Below are 14,374 nucleotides of genomic sequence, written 5' to 3'. Positions count from 1 at the left end.
CCGTGGCCACCGAAAACGTTGTGGACGTGACCTATGCGCAAACCGGGAAATCGGTTGCCACCGATGAGCTCGGGATGCGGGAAATGCAGGCTCGTGCCTATGAACAGCGCGTCTCCCAGTACCTGCTCATCAAGGCGCCGCCCGCTTCCGGGAAATCGCGCGCGCTCATGTTTATCGCGCTCGATAAGCTCTTCAACCAGGGCCGGCGCAAGGTGATTGTGGCGGTACCCGAACGCTCCATCGGTGCGTCCTTCGCGCCCACCGACCTCACCACCTACGGCTTCTTCGCGGACTGGGACGTCAAACCCGCGAACAACCTGTGCACACCCGGCAGCAACGAATCGAAAGTCGCCGCATTCCTGCGTTTCCTGGAAGGGCCGGATGCCACGCTCGTGTGCACGCACGCCACCCTGCGTTTCGCCTTCGAACAGGCCAAACCCGAAGATTTCAACGGCTGCGTGATCGCGATTGACGAATTCCATCACGTCTCCGCAGACCTGGACAACAACCGGCTCGGCTCCGTGCTGCACGCCATTATGGAGCAGTCAGACGCGCATATCATCGCCATGACCGGCTCCTACTTCCGCGGTGACTCCGTGCCCGTGCTGGACCCGAAAGACGAAGCGAAATTCACGCCCGTTACCTTCAACTATTACGACCAGCTCAACGGCTACCAGTACCTGAAAACACTAGGGATCGGCCACCACTTCTACCAGGGCCGTTACACCGACGCCATCGCGGAAGTGCTGGACCTCGACAAGAAAACCATTCTGCATATCCCCTCCGTGAACTCCGGGGAATCCACCAAGGACAAGTACGAAGAAGTCGGGAAAATCCTCGACATTATTGGCGAAGTACTTTCGCCCGAAGAGGTTGCGCAGGTAGAGCCGCGTTTCCCCGGAGATGACTGCATGATCTTCGTGCGGCGGCGTGACACCGGCGCCGTGCTGCGAGTCGCGGACCTCGTGGACGATAGCGATGAGAAAGCACGTGCTAAGACTCTGGTGTACTTGACTGATGTGGCCGCGAAGAATCGTGACGCCGCCGATATCATCATCGCGCTCGGCATGGCGAAAGAAGGTTTCGACTGGCCTTTCGCGGAACACGCACTCACGGTTGGCTACCGTGCCTCGCATACCGAACTCATCCAGATCATCGGGCGCGTCACCCGCGATAGCCCCGGGAAAAGCCACGCCCAATTCACCAACCTACTGGCCGAACCGGATGCCACCCAAAACGAAGTGACGCTCTCCGTCAATAACGTTTTGAAAGGGATTACCGCGGCGCTGCTCATGGAGCAGGTGCTTGCCCCGAACTACAACTTCCGAGCCAAGCGGAACACAGACGAAACCCCAGATCCCGGCACCCTGGAAGTCAAAGGCCTGGTGGAGCCCACGACGAAGCGTGCCAAGGAGATTATCGCCACCGGCATTGATGACCTCAAGGCCAATATTTTGCAAGATGACCAGGTGGCGCGGGCCGCGGCTGGAGCTGCGGAACCCGAAGTGATCAACAAGGTGCTTATCCCGCGCATCATTCGCCAAACCTACCCTGACATCACTGAGAAAGAAGTCGAGCAAATCCGCCAGCATGTGGTGGTCTCCTCCGTGATCAAATCCGGCGAAGTGCGGACCGTGGGCGACCGGCGTTTCGTGGAAATGGGGAACAAGTTCGTGGATATCGATGAGATCAATATCGACCTCATCGAATCTATCAACCCCTTCCAGAAGGCCTTCGAAGTGATGTCCAAGCAGGTCTCCAGCCCGGTGCTGCGCATCATCCAGGACACCATTGCCGCTACCCGCATCACCCTGAAGCCGGAAGAAGCAATGGAAATGTGGCCCGCAATTACCGACTGGGTCAAGGTCAATGGCCGCCGTCCGGACGTGCGCAGCGACGACCCCACCGAGAAAATGTACGCCGAAGGCCTGCTCATCCTGCAACGCGAAAAAGCAAAGCATGATGCTGAGAAAGCCGCGGCCGAAGCAGCAGCTGAAGCTGCGGCTGGAGTGGAGCAGAGCGAACCCGCGGCAGTGCGCAGCGGTGGTAAGCATGCCGAAGATGTTCCGGTGCCGGCACGTACCGCAGGCGCCGATGCTTCCCAGGGGGACAAGAACTAATGGCTGATTTCGATTTTGAAGCAGAATTCGCGAAGATCCTCGCCTCCGATACCGAAGGGCTGCTTGACGCACCTCCGGCCCCGCGGCGTTTCACCAGCAAAGACCGGCTAGAACGCGCCTTCCTGGAAATCGTGGATTTCCGGGCCAAAGAAGGGCGCGAACCCGATCCGCACACCCGCGCTATCGGGGAGCGTAAACTCGGCGCGCGCCTTGAGGGAATCCGTGCCGATCCCGAAAAGCTCGAAAAGCTCAAGGACCTCGACACTGAATTCGGGCTGCTCACCCGCGAAGAAGCCCCGCAGAGCATTGACGATGTTCTGGCCTCCGATGAGTTCAACCTCCTGGACGACGGATACGGGATTACCGATGTGTCCCGGCTCCCCGCTGCGCCTCCGCGGACTATCGCCACGCCGGACTACGTGGCCAAACGCGTGAAAGCAAAAGAGTTTGAGAAGTTTGAGCCACTTTTCAAGGCGAAGCATGCACAGCTTTCGGCCGGGGTCGTGGAGCAGAAACCCTATAAGAGTCTAGATACCGGTATCAACGCGATTCGTGAGGGCCTGTACTTCGTACTCAACGGAGTCATGGGATATGTCGCTTTCCAAGGAGACGACGAAAAACACCTTACCGGCGGCGAAATCCGGACGCGGCAGCGGTTACGCGTCATTTTCGAAAACGGGACCGAATCTGATCTCTTCCGCCAATCCCTCGCGGGACGAATGGGAGAGGAAGACGGCCGGATCATCACCCAACCCGCCGATGTTGCTTACGATCTTGCCTACGCCGAACCCTCGGCGGATGTTGAGGCCTCTAGTGAAATTACCAACGAAGCTTCCCCGGACGAAACTCCAACCGGGTGGATCTATGTGCTGCGTTCCCTCTCCACAGATCCGCAAATCTCCAGCCTGCGTAACCTCCACAAGATAGGGTTCTCGCGCAGGCCGGTAGAAAAGCGCATCGCTGGCGCCGAACAATCACCCACCTACCTCATGGCACCCGTCGAAATCGTAGACACGTACGTGACTTACGACGTCAATGCTGCGAAACTAGAGCACCTGCTTCACCAGATCTTCGCGGACGTAAAAGTATCCCTCTCGCAAATCGATAGCGAGGGCAAAAACTACGACCCGAGCGAATGGTTCATCGTCCCCCGTGAAGCCATCGCCACCGCCGTTGAGCTCATTCAAAACGGAGAAAACACCCGGTACCGCTATGACAAGGGGAGCGAGAGTTTCGTCGAAATCAAAGGAGTATAGGGCAGAAAACACGAAAGCCCGCAAAATTTGCGGGCCTCGGAAGTGGAGTACCGAAGTGCGTCCACTCGCGAATATACCCACCCTTCTCCCCGTAAATCAATACTTGCGGATATTCCACAGTTGCTAAACCATCGGCCTTCAAAATGTAGATTCTCCTCCGCTCGCGCGCTATGCTCTTTTTCATTAGGTTCAGACGTTGACCCTCCATTATCAGGAGAGCGCCGATGACTAGACCTCAGGGGTTCCACCCCTTATAGATCACGAGTTCCGCCGTTGCGCTTTCCATGGGAGGGCAGCGGCGGAACTTAACATAACCAAAAGCCCTATCACCCCGCGGAGAATAAAGAGGGGCGGCGTTTGCACGCCGCCCCTCAACGGCCGGATCAAGCAACCCGTTCACCTCAGGTTGAGTGATACACATGCCGTGGTGTGCACGCCAATATGGCGACACAGGTCCGTTAATGTAACAACGAGTGAGTACTTGTATAAGTCTAAACGCACGCGCAACAAAGCTTGCGGTTTTTGAGACACCCTCAGCCGTGCCATTACTCACATTCAACTCGAATTCAACGAAATTCGGCTGTAGCCCTACGCTCGGATACCCCGTAGAATTGGGGGGCAGAACGGCAGATCGCCACACAACATTGCCGTTTGGCGCACCGCATATCGTTCAGGAGGGGAGGGATGGTTCCATGATCGACGCCGCATGGAAAGATTGGTATCGAGCCAAGCATGACTATAACTGCCGCGCTTCCGGCGAAGCTTTCGAGAATTACGTAACCGCTATTCTGAGCCGCCTCCATGAGGTATTCATCAACCCCGATCCGATGGGAAGTCATGGCGACGGCGGCTGTGACGGAATCGCTGATAACGGGTCAATCCTGTACGCCTGCTACGGGCAGCGCGCCACAACCAATATGGATCACAAGACTCAAGTCAAACTTGAATCCGATTTCACCAGAGCTCTTAAGACCTGGGGTGATTTCACAACTTGGCGTTTCGTCACAAACGCCAAGTTTGGCCCCCTAGCAACTAAATCGCTCGTGAACCTCCAGCGCCAATACGCTCACCACCCTCACCGCTCCATAAAACTCGAGGTGTGGAATACTGATGTTCTTTGGCGGAAGGCCGTCAACTTATTGACGCCAGCGCACTTAGATGAAGTAATTCCAGGAGTTCCACACGCTCAAAATGTTGAGCTCGCCGATATGGTGGAACTGATCAACTCCCTGGAAGGGGTAGATATCAACACTCCGGATCGTGTTGAGACCCTCCGTCCGGTTCCCGCAACCAAAATGGACTACAACAACCTACCTGAGATCACCCGGGCTGAGTTCTATGAAGGGCGGTTACTTTCTCACCGCATTGACCGATGGTTTTCTGAACAAGCAGAGCCGGAGCTCCGCGACGAGAAAGCCCGGCGTTTCCGCTTAATTTACGAAGATGCCCGGCAAACCACCGATGATGTACGCGAAATCATCCGGCGTATCTACGGCGCACTCGGTGGCCAGGATTTTGATATCTCCACAAAACGAGCCAACGCCGTCTATGCTGTCACCGCGTACTTCTTTGACTCGTGCGATATCTTCGAAGAACCACCCGGCGCATATAACGGAGGTGACATGAGCGATGCTGCTTCCCACTAAAGGAATAACTCCTGACCGAGCCTTACTCACCGTCGGAGCACGTATCATCGAGCTCTTAGATTCACCGGCAACCGTTTCGGGACTTTGGGAGAGAATCTCCAAGCCCTCGGGTGAATCCCAAACAACCACTACGATCACTTTCGATTGGTTTTCCCTTGCGTTGTCCATGCTTTTTGCCATCAACGCACTCTCCTGGAACGAATCGGGAAAGTTGGTGATACGCCGTGTTCCTGCATAACCTGGGCTCTTCAGACGAACGCTTCAAGCAACTGAACTTTCATGACGGCTTGAATATTGTGCTCGCGGATAAGACAGCTGAATCCACCTCGGGTGATAGCCGAAACGGCGCGGGGAAAACAAGCTTTATCCGAATACTGCGCTATCTCCTCGGAGGCAGGCTGAATAAGAGTCTCAAGATTCAGCAGCTATCCCAGCACTCCTTCTGGGCGAACCTCAGATTGGATGGCTACACAAAAACAACCCGTATTGAAAGGCCGGCATCACCGCAGACAAAAGTATTCATTGACGGATCCTCCGCAGCTGTTACCGAGTGGAGGTGTAAACTCGCGCAGCTATGCAGCCTTCCTACGTCCACCAAATATCCAACGGTGGGCCAGCTCTTCGGGCAGTTAGCTCGGGACTACTTCGAAGATCCCCTCAAAACATACAGCTCGGAATCTAATTGGGCGTCCGGAATTCGTATCGGTTTCTTTCTGGGATTTTCACCCGAACTACTCGGCAAAGCCAGCGCCATAGCGGCTTTGGAAAAGAATCGGCAGGCCCTTCAAAAGGCCATGTCCGATGGTTCATTCGGAAATATAAATCTCAGTGAATCGGAGCTTCGCGCTGATCTGGCGCAAGCGCGGGAAAAGCGCTCTCGGCTGGAATCTCATCTCTCAGTCTTCCGGGTAGATGAACAGTATGCTGACCACCAGCAAGAGGCAAACCACCTTTCGCATGCAATCAGGGATCTCAACGACGAAGGGCTCTCCCTTGAGCAGCGAAAGCGGGATATCGAACTCACGATAGCGGAAGAACATCCTCCCGTTACCGAAACGGCAAGACTAAAACAGCTCGAAAAAATGTATGCCGAAATCGGTATTACCCTCCCGGAGGCCACAACCCGCCGTTTCAGTGACGTCGTTGCTTTCCACGCTTCCGTGATCCGCAACAGGAAGTTGTATCTTAAGTCAGAGTTACACAGTGTGAATAGGCGTCTCGAAGAAATAAACTCCAAGCGCCAAACCCTCGACCAGAAACGTGCACGTGTCATGAGACTTTTACAGGACTCCATGGCATTAGAAACATTCCAGCATGCCCAGCATGAACTCACCGAGGTGGATAGCCTTGTCTCCAACTTGGAGCAAAAACTTGAGTTCGTGCAGTCCGTAACCAAAACGAGACTTCATATACGCGCTATGGAAGCCGAGGCGGAAGCCGGCCTACGAACCGAAATCGAGGATCTCGGGCCTCGCCTCGAAGCCGCCTTGGTTCTTTTCCAGAAGCTCGGCGAAGAAATCTACACTGACCGAAAGGTGTCCCTCCTCATCGAAGTGACAAGCAAAGGCACCCTGAGAGTTATCCCGAAGATTGACGGTGATGCCTCAGCGGGAATCCAAGGGGTCAAAACCTTCCTGCTTGATATGGTCTGCGTGGTTACGGCGATCCCACTCGGGCGCGCCCCGCGAATCTTGGTGCACGATAGTCAGCTATTTGATTCCATGGATGACCGGCAGGTTGCTTCCTGCCTCAATATCGGCGCGCGGCTTGCCGATGAAGTGGGATTCCAATATATCGTGACACTTAATTCCGACCGGCTCACCGCTGCCGAAAACGAGGGATTTGAGCGCCGCAACTACGCCATTGACCCGGTCCTGACCGACGCGGGAGAAACGGGCGGGCTCTTCGGATTCCGTTTTGACTAAAGTGCCATTCCCCTATCGAGGAAGCGCCGGCTGACACTCAGTTCCCGCACCCGCCGGCTCTCACCCGGCCCTCGCGCTCACGCCCCTTCCCCCTCGGGCTCGCGCTGCTGTGGCGTGCGCAAGTCCAGGAAATGCGGCCCGCGCGCATCCAGCTCCTCCATATAGGCCGCACCCCATTGCATCCACGGATCCTTGGAAAGATGGTCATTGGTGAAACGCAGATCGTCGGAAACTTCGGTGGCGCAAAAATCCGGAATTTTCAGGTCCACCACCGGCGCGCGCCGCTCCACTTCCGCAATAATGAGCCCCGCGTTTTGCCCGCCAAAAGCATCGAATTCCCACCCATCCTCATCAATCCACAAGGAGAAACGATTCTTGAGGACCAGGTCCACCGAGCGCCGCAGAATCTGCACGGCCACATCGGTATCAATTTCCATTTCCTTCTCGTAGCGTTCCGCGCTCACCACCGGCGATTTCACCGCCACCGAGGCGCTCGCCGGGCATCCCGCCCCCAGCATCCGCGCGAGCGCGCGGCGTTCGTAACCACCGCGGAAGTCGGCGGCGTCGTCGAACTCATCAAAAGGCACGAACGCATCGGGGAAACGCACCCGCACCCGCACCGCGTAGCCGTCTTGCGCGAAGGTGTACGCCTGGATGATGACCTGGGTGGAGGCGTGCTCGGCGACGTCGTCGGGGAGCTCACGCACCAGGAATTTACGTTCGAATTCGAAATCGGCATCCGCGTCGACGCCGGGGCCGTGGCCGGGTTCCATCATGCTTCCATCGTAGACGCGCGCACCCACGTGGTGAAACAGCCACGCCATCGCACCCGCATCCCGGCACAATAGGAGGATGACTCAATTACCTTCACCCGAGCTCATCGCCGCAGCCACCCGCACTCTCGCGGGCACGGTGCGCCGCACCCCGCTGCAGCTATCCGAGCGCCTCTCCGCCGCCCTCGGCCGGCCCGTTTACCTCAAACGCGAAGATACGCAGGTTGGGCGCAGCTATAAAGTGCGCGGAGCATACAACGCAATTCACGCGCTCGGGGAGAAGGAACGCGCCGCCGGGGTGGTGTGCGCCTCCGCCGGCAATCACGCGCAGGGAGTGGCGTACGCCTGCAACCACCTGCAGATTCACGGCAAAATTTTCCTGCCCGCCACCACTCCGCGCCAAAAACGCGAACGCATCCGCGATATCGGGGGCGCCTGGGTGGAACAGATTATTGGCGGCCCTACGTTCGACGCCGCGGCCGGCGCCGCCCTGGCGTACGCCTCTGCGCACGGTGCGACCTTCGTGCATCCCTTCGACGCCGCCCCGATTATCGCCGGGCAGGGCACCGTCATCACCGAAGCTTACGAACAGTGTGTGGAGCAAAGCGGACTCGAACCCGAAGCGGTGCTGGTGCCGGTGGGCGGCGGTGGGCTGCTGGCCGGCACCGCGATCTGGGTGAAAAATACGCATCCGCAGACCCGCGTGATCGGGGTGGAACCCACCGGTGCCGCCTCCATGCAGGCCGCTCTGGCCGCGGGCGGGCCGGTCACGCTGGACTCCGTTGATAATTTCGCGGACGGCACCGCGGTGGCGCGCGTGGGGGACCTCACCTACGCCGTGGCGCGCGACCTGGTGGACGGCTTCATCACCGTGCCCGAAGGCGCGCTGTGCACCGAAATGCTCAACCTCTACCAGGTGGACGGGATTATTGCCGAACCTTCCGGCGCACTCGCCCCGGCCGCGGTAGGGCGCCTGAACACCCTGGTCGAAACCCGCGTTAGTGGGAACGACGACGCCGCTCTCTCCGGCAGTGGCGCCGATCCCGCCGCCACGCCACGCCCGCTCATCGCGGTGATTTCGGGTGGGAATAATGACGTGTCCCGCTATGCCGATATTTTGGAACGCTCGATGGTCTACGAAGGGCTGCGCCACTACTTCCTGGTGACCTTCGCCCAGAAACCCGGGGCGCTCAAGGAATTCCTCGACCGCGTGCTCGTGGCCGACGAAGACATCGTGTACTTCGAATACACGAAGAAAACCAACCGTGAAACCGGCCCGGCGCTGGTCGGTATCGATATACAACACCCGGAAAACCTCGCTGACCTGCTGGATCGCATGGACCGCTCCGGAATTGATATTCACAAGGTCGAACCCGGATCGCCCGAATTCCGTTTCTTTATCTAGGGTCGGCACCTGGCCGGCGCTGCGTCGTCGTACTTAAAAGCGCTGCGCAAGAAGCGGGTACAATACCGGCCAGACGCCACCCTCCGCGAAAGGACCCCCATGGCATTCCGTAGCGCCGCCGCGCGCATTTTCCGCGCCTGCTCCCGTTGGACGTTCGTGCACGAACCCCTCGCGCCGAAAACGATCCTCATCGGCGCCCCGCATTCCTCCAATTGGGATGGCATTTACGATATCGTCGCGTTTTGGAGTTACGGGCGCTCCATGAAATTCCTGGTCAAAAATTCGCTCGTGCAGGCCCCGGTGCTGGGTGCGGTGGTACGTGCCGTCGGTGGAATTTCAGTGGATCGCAAGCATCCCAGCGGAATCGTGGGCTCGCTGCTGGAGCAGGCCGAACGCAGCGAAGAATTCTGCGTGGCGCTCGCACCGGAAGGCACCCGGAAGGACGTTCAGTACTGGAAGTCCGGTTTCTACCGTATGGGCCTGGCCGGGCGCCTGCCCATCACCCTCGGCTTCATTGATTCGCGCACTAAAACGTACGGGTGGTGGAAGCACCTCTACCTTTCCGGCGACGTCGAGGCAGATATGGACATCATCCGCGATTTTTACCGCGATTTCGTGGGGAAGAACGGATCGAAGCGCTCGGTGCCGCGTTTGCGCGCTGAGGACGACGCCGCAGCCCGCGCCCACCTCCTCGACGGCATCGACCTGGACGAAGCACGCGCTTTTGCGATTCGCATGAATCGGGAAACCGGCGGGGTGGGGATTACCGAGTAGCGGCCGGGACCTACCGCGGTGGCGCGGCGTGAGCGGCCGGGGCCGCTGAGCTACCGTTTACCGCTCCCGGTGCACCGCCTCGAGCAGCGCGCTGATCACGGTATGCGGATCGCGACCCAGCGCATCGTGCTGGTAATCATCACTCACCAGCGCGGTCAGGCCGCGGATCCGCGCCGCGGTTTCCAGGGAAATATCGGCCGGCACGTACATATCCGCACGGAAAATCCACGCCGCCACCGGCACCTGGTTGCCACCCAGTACATCAGGGCGATACAGATCATGCCAGGACGTGCGGAAAGCCAGCTCATTAGCCGCCCCGCGCAGCGGGAGCAGCGCCGGATCCTGCTCGAACTGCCAGGGGAAAACACTTTCCCCTGAGAAGCGGAAACCGTGGCCTTCTTTACGCAGATCAGTTTCTCCCACCCCGCCCATCGCGAGCGCGGGAATAGCAAATTCGGGGAATTCCCCGCGGACCCGGTGCGCGGCCCAGGCCAGCGGGCCGGTGCCGGATTGTGCATAAATGGCTTCCTGGAGCGCGAAATAGAGCGGGGCGCGCGCGGCGGACACCGCTTCGCCCACGCGCTGAAGGAAACCGGGACGCAACCGGCGTTGCCCGCGGAAGGACCAGACCGGGTCTTCAAGCAGGTAGTGGAGCTGCTCGAAGCCGTGGGTGAAGCCGAGGCGCTGGCCGAGCTGGCGGAACCGCGCCGGGGTGAGGCGCTCCCCGGTAGGCAGAATTTCTTCCACATCCGCCAGGTGGGTGGCGATATACCAGGCGGTATCTTCGTCATCCGGGTAGCGCTCGAAATAGGCGCGGTGCCGGGCGGCCAGCCGCGGGAAAGTCTGCCGGTACACGGCTTGCGGGCCCTCGTCCAGACTGGGTAGCCCGCCGGTGATCATGACTTCGCGCAGCCCCACGGGTGCGTAGGAAAGATAGGAAACCGCGGCGAAACCCCCGAAGCTTTGCCCCAGCACGCTCCACGGTTCATCGCCTTGGAGGTGGCGGCGCAGGTGTTCGGCGTCGTTCACAATAGAGTCCTGGCGGAAACAGGACAGCAGCGCTGCCTGGGCGGCGGGACTGCCGGCCGCGGTAATGGTGAGGGAATCAAGCGGATACGAATTGCCGGTGCCGCGTTCATCGAGCAGGACGAGGCGATAGTGGTTGAGTAGCAGGTCCTGCCACCCGCTCAGCCCCGCCGGGCGCGGTGCCGCGTGACCCGGCCCGCCTTCCAGATACACCAATCGCGGCGCATCCTCGCGGCCGGCCCGCACGATTTCCCGCGCAAACACCGTGATAGTAGCGGGAACATGGGCGATATTTTCATCCGGGGGCAGCTCGGTGAACGCACCAAAGTAATCAAGGGGCACCTGGATGCGGTGCTCGATGACTGTGTAGCCCTGAAAACGATAGGTAACCGCGCTCATACCGTGAAGATTACCTGAGCGAGGCGCAGTTCTCGCCGGCTGTACGGTAGCTCTCATTTCTGCGGGGCCGCGACGGGCGCGAAGTTAGAATAATAAATACGTACGGTCAATGCGAAGGCGGCACGTTCGAGGAGGAACTGTGGGTAAGTGGTTCGATCAAGCTGCGGAAATTGAGCGCTTACGGAAGGAAAATAAACGCCTGCACGCGGTTATCGCGCAGTTGCGGGCGCGGTTGGGAACTGTTTCGGGCGACGACGCCGCAGCTGACTACGGGGTCAGCGCTGAAGAACGTGCTTTGGCTGCCAGTGGGCGCACGGTCGAGGCCATCAAAGCCTACCGCGAGCGCACCGGCGCGGATTTGGTGACCGCCAAAAATGCCATCGATTCGCTCTGAGCTGTGAGTAAGCCACCCGGGCGCCGGGGCGGGTGGCTCGCGGCTTCCTGGTAGCTATAACAGCTACTCTCACATCTACTCTAAAGTACTCTAACATCCGGTGTGAGAGTAGAAATCCGCGCCATAGCAACGTTTTCTCGGGCTCTCCCGAAGCTACTCTAAAGCTACTCTAACAATGTTAGAGTAGCTGGCCGGGTGCCAGAGTGCGGCTGCGCCGTCGTACCTTCTGCAAGAATAGAGCCATGACAACAATCCCGCTCCTTCCCCTCAATTCCGGCCATTGGATTCCGCAACTGGGAATCGGAACCTACCGCATGGACGAGGCCACCGCGCGCCGGGCCGTGCGCGAGGCACTCGCCATGGGCTACCGGCATATCGACACCGCGCAAATGTACGGCAACGAAGCCGCGGTCGGCCAGGCAATCGCGGAATCCGGCGTGGATCGCGAAGATATTTTCCTCGTCACGAAACTCGATAACCCCAATCACGCCCCGCGCGCCGTGCGGGAAACGTTCGCGCGTTCACTCGCGGAGCTCGGCACCGATTACGTTGATCTTTTCCTCATCCACTGGCCCATGCTCAGCGGCGATTACGTGGAGGCGTACCAGGTCATGGAGGAATTCGTGGCCGACGGACGCGCCCTGGCGATTGGCGTATCCAATTTCGAGCGTCACCACCTCGAAGCGCTGCGTTTCGCCGCGCATATCCAGCCCGCCGTCAACCAAATCGAAGCGCACCCCTATTTCCAGAACGCCGAAGTCACGCAGTACTGCACCGCCGCCGGGATTCGCGTGGAAGCGTGGGCGCCGCTGGCGCGCGGCGCTGTGAACGACGACGCCGTGCTTGCCGAGCTTGCGGCAGCTAAGGGATGCACCGTTGCCCAACTGGTGTTGCTCTGGCACCTCTCGCGCGGGAGAATCGTTTTCCCCGGGGCATCCTCCACCGCGCACCTGGCTGAAAACCTGGCCTGCTTGGAGTACATGCTCCTCAAAGAAGAAGCGGAAGAAATCGACAATATGGATCGTTTCGAAGCCGGGCGCACCGGGCGCCACCCGGATACCTTCCGGCGAAACGGAGAATAACTGCTGCCACGCTAGCTGAATGAGCTGGGCTAACGCCCTCGGATTTGGTGTCCAGCGCATAAAACGCCCCATAAAGATGTCGTAGCCCTTCGCTAGCATAGAAGTGGTGAAAGGCAGGTCACGCCCCGATGGGCCGGGGCGGAATATCAGGTGAACGTCACCGTGCCGGGAACCCGTAAGGAAAAGGAGCGGAATGTATTTTGCATACACCATCGCCGGATCGGAAGCTACCGGCGGTGCTGGATTCCAAGTTGATTTAAAAACCTTCCAGCAACTCGGGGTGTACGGCATGGGCACGCTCACGTGTATCGTGTCCTTCGATCCGAAGAATAACTGGAACCATCGCTTCGTGCCCGTCTCTCCGGAAGTGATCAGCGCTCAGATGGAAGCGGCGCTGCGCTCCCAGAATATTCGCACCGCCAAGGTCGGTATGCTCGGCCACCCGGATACTATTGAGGCGGTACGCGCCGGGCTCGCTTCCCAGGATTGGGACAATGTGGTGGTGGATCCGGTTCTCATCTGCAAGGGTCAGGAACCCGGCCAGGCGCTGGATACCGATAATGCGCTGCGCACCAAGATTCTTCCCTTCGCCACCGTCACCACCCCGAATAATTTTGAGGCACGCACCCTCTCCGGTTTGGATGCGCTGGAAACTGAGGAGGATCTCATCGAAGCCGCCAAGCGCATCGGTGAGCTCGGCCCCACGTACGTGGTGGTCAAGGGCGGGATTGATTTCCCCGGCCCGGATGCCGTGGATGTTCTCTGGGATGGGGAGAAAGCCACCGTCTACCGCGCCCCGAAGATCGGTGAGGAACGCGTTTCGGGTGCCGGCTGCACCCTGGCCGCCGCCATCACCGCGGAACTGGCCAAGGGCGTGGAGATCCACGAAGCCGTGCAGCGCGCGAAGAATATGGTGACCGCCGGCATTAAGGCCCGCGTGGAAGCCAATACCCCCTTCGCTACCGTGTGGCAGGGCGCTTACCGGGATCAGGACTAAGCCATGCCCGGCATCGATCCGGCCGTTCCGGTCATTATTGTGCTGGGCGGCCGGATCGTGCACACCCGCGTGGGTTTTGTGCCCAGCGGTAGTTTGAAGCGCCGCCTGGCGCGGGCGCTGGCTGAATATCGCTATGCCCGCTCGCGCGGGGCACACCCCGCCCTCATCTGCTCGGGTGGGCGGGCCTCACCCGGCGTGCCCAGCGAAGCCCAGGTCATGGCCTCCTGGCTTGCCGCCCGCGCAGTACCCCGCAGCGCGCTCCTGGTAGAAAGCCACTCGCGCACCACCGAAGAGAATATGGGAGACTGCGCCGCGCTGCTCCGCGGGCGCACTCCGATTCCCGGGCTGCTCCCCGATGGCACCATCGCCGCGGTGATCGTGACCTCCTGGCAGCACGTGCCGCGGGCCCGGTATTTCGCCGTGAAATACCGCTTCACCCCCGTCATGCGCGGAGCCAGCCTCGCTCCTTCCACCACCCCGAAAGCCCTCATCTGGGAACTGGGCGCGGTGGGGATTTACCTGGCGCGGGTGCTGGCGCGCCGGGTGCGCAAGCGGCGTCGTCGTAGCACTTAAGTAC

13 protein-coding genes are annotated in these 14,374 nt (G+C 59.5%); 11 read left to right on the top strand and 2 right to left on the bottom strand.

The genetic code is table 11. The annotated features are described in order from the left end of the window. Positions 1-2: 2 nt before the first annotated feature. The 5 genes from ACTFPK_RS04700 (at position 3) to ACTFPK_RS04680 (ending at position 6,947) form a co-directional block, all read left to right on the top strand. A complete protein-coding gene (locus tag ACTFPK_RS04700; RefSeq protein ID WP_439911205.1) occupies positions 3-2,120 on the top strand; it encodes a DEAD/DEAH box helicase in 2,118 nt (705 codons plus the stop codon). Continuing rightward, on the top strand, positions 2,120-3,376 hold the full coding sequence (locus ACTFPK_RS04695) for a GIY-YIG nuclease family protein (RefSeq protein WP_439911203.1): 1,257 nt from the start codon (positions 2,120-2,122) through the stop codon (positions 3,374-3,376). Before ACTFPK_RS04700 ends, ACTFPK_RS04695 begins: the two co-directional genes overlap by 1 nt. 692 nt (positions 3,377-4,068) lie before the next feature. Further along, positions 4,069-5,022 carry an ABC-three component system protein gene (locus tag ACTFPK_RS04690; RefSeq protein ID WP_439911202.1) on the top strand — a complete coding sequence of 318 codons (954 nt, stop codon included), beginning with the start codon at positions 4,069-4,071 and terminating at the stop codon, positions 5,020-5,022. Next, the gene (locus ACTFPK_RS04685; protein ID WP_439911201.1) at positions 5,006-5,260 is read left to right on the top strand and encodes an ABC-three component system middle component 6; all 255 of its coding nucleotides are present in this window, start codon (positions 5,006-5,008) and stop codon (positions 5,258-5,260) included. The genes ACTFPK_RS04690 and ACTFPK_RS04685 overlap by 17 nt, the downstream gene beginning before the upstream one ends. After that, positions 5,247-6,947, top strand: a complete 1,701-nt coding sequence (locus ACTFPK_RS04680) for an ABC-three component system protein (RefSeq protein ID WP_439911200.1) — start codon at positions 5,247-5,249, stop codon at positions 6,945-6,947. The genes ACTFPK_RS04685 and ACTFPK_RS04680 overlap by 14 nt, the downstream gene beginning before the upstream one ends. Before the next feature lie 77 nt (positions 6,948-7,024). Here the strand turns inward: ACTFPK_RS04680 and ACTFPK_RS04675 are convergent, their stop codons facing one another. Beyond that, positions 7,025-7,723 carry an adenylate cyclase gene (locus ACTFPK_RS04675; protein WP_039898187.1) on the bottom strand — a complete coding sequence of 233 codons (699 nt, stop codon included), beginning with the start codon at positions 7,721-7,723 and terminating at the stop codon, positions 7,025-7,027. Positions 7,724-7,799: 76 nt separating this feature from the next. On the opposite strand from ACTFPK_RS04675, the gene ilvA reads away from it, so the two are divergent. Beyond that, on the top strand, positions 7,800-9,125 hold the full coding sequence (ilvA, locus tag ACTFPK_RS04670; RefSeq protein ID WP_439911198.1) for a threonine ammonia-lyase IlvA: 1,326 nt from the start codon (positions 7,800-7,802) through the stop codon (positions 9,123-9,125). 99 nt (positions 9,126-9,224) lie between these two features. Continuing rightward, positions 9,225-9,899: a 1-acyl-sn-glycerol-3-phosphate acyltransferase gene (locus ACTFPK_RS04665; RefSeq protein ID WP_439911197.1), complete on the top strand. Its 675-nt coding sequence runs from the start codon at positions 9,225-9,227 to the stop codon at positions 9,897-9,899. Positions 9,900-9,956: 57 nt separating this feature from the next. Here the strand turns inward: ACTFPK_RS04665 and ACTFPK_RS04660 are convergent, their stop codons facing one another. Beyond that, complete coding sequence (locus ACTFPK_RS04660) at positions 9,957-11,324, bottom strand: alpha/beta fold hydrolase (RefSeq protein WP_439911196.1); 1,368 nt, start codon at positions 11,322-11,324, stop codon at positions 9,957-9,959. A gap of 139 nt (positions 11,325-11,463) precedes the next feature. On the opposite strand from ACTFPK_RS04660, the gene ACTFPK_RS04655 reads away from it, so the two are divergent. From ACTFPK_RS04655 to ACTFPK_RS04640, 4 genes are all read left to right on the top strand, one after another. Beyond that, positions 11,464-11,718, top strand: a complete 255-nt coding sequence (locus ACTFPK_RS04655) for a 50S ribosomal protein L7/L12 (protein WP_274735574.1) — start codon at positions 11,464-11,466, stop codon at positions 11,716-11,718. Positions 11,719-11,960: 242 nt separating this feature from the next. Further along, the gene (locus ACTFPK_RS04650; RefSeq protein WP_439911195.1) at positions 11,961-12,800 is read left to right on the top strand and encodes an aldo/keto reductase; all 840 of its coding nucleotides are present in this window, start codon (positions 11,961-11,963) and stop codon (positions 12,798-12,800) included. Positions 12,801-12,993: 193 nt separating this feature from the next. Continuing rightward, entirely contained in the window at positions 12,994-13,797 is an 804-nt protein-coding gene (thiD, locus tag ACTFPK_RS04645) for a bifunctional hydroxymethylpyrimidine kinase/phosphomethylpyrimidine kinase (protein WP_274755818.1), read from the top strand. A gap of 3 nt (positions 13,798-13,800) precedes the next feature. Next, positions 13,801-14,370, top strand: a complete 570-nt coding sequence (locus ACTFPK_RS04640) for a YdcF family protein (protein WP_274755817.1) — start codon at positions 13,801-13,803, stop codon at positions 14,368-14,370. The last annotated feature ends 4 nt before the right edge of the window (positions 14,371-14,374 follow it).

This window comes from Actinotignum sp. UMB0459, from assembly GCF_051905915.1.
GTDB lineage: Bacteria > Actinomycetota > Actinomycetes > Actinomycetales > Actinomycetaceae > Actinotignum > Actinotignum sanguinis.
This window is presented reverse-complemented; position numbering and strand designations above follow the sequence as displayed.

What these genes read in the sequence shown, in the direction of transcription:
- ACTFPK_RS04695 (WP_439911203.1), top strand. Translation starts at nt 2,120, where the DNA reads ATGGCTGATTTCGATTTTGAAGCAGAATTCGCGAAGATCCTCGCCTCC.
- ACTFPK_RS04690 (WP_439911202.1), top strand. Translation starts at nt 4,069, where the DNA reads ATGATCGACGCCGCATGGAAAGATTGGTATCGAGCCAAGCATGACTAT.
- ACTFPK_RS04685 (WP_439911201.1), top strand. Translation starts at nt 5,006, where the DNA reads ATGCTGCTTCCCACTAAAGGAATAACTCCTGACCGAGCCTTACTCACC.
- ACTFPK_RS04675 (WP_039898187.1), bottom strand. Translation starts at nt 7,723, where the DNA reads ATGATGGAACCCGGCCACGGCCCCGGCGTCGACGCGGATGCCGATTTC.
- ilvA (WP_439911198.1), top strand. Translation starts at nt 7,800, where the DNA reads ATGACTCAATTACCTTCACCCGAGCTCATCGCCGCAGCCACCCGCACT.
- ACTFPK_RS04665 (WP_439911197.1), top strand. Translation starts at nt 9,225, where the DNA reads ATGGCATTCCGTAGCGCCGCCGCGCGCATTTTCCGCGCCTGCTCCCGT.
- ACTFPK_RS04660 (WP_439911196.1), bottom strand. Translation starts at nt 11,324, where the DNA reads ATGAGCGCGGTTACCTATCGTTTTCAGGGCTACACAGTCATCGAGCAC.
- ACTFPK_RS04650 (WP_439911195.1), top strand. Translation starts at nt 11,961, where the DNA reads ATGACAACAATCCCGCTCCTTCCCCTCAATTCCGGCCATTGGATTCCG.
- thiD (WP_274755818.1), top strand. Translation starts at nt 12,994, where the DNA reads ATGTATTTTGCATACACCATCGCCGGATCGGAAGCTACCGGCGGTGCT.
- ACTFPK_RS04640 (WP_274755817.1), top strand. Translation starts at nt 13,801, where the DNA reads ATGCCCGGCATCGATCCGGCCGTTCCGGTCATTATTGTGCTGGGCGGC.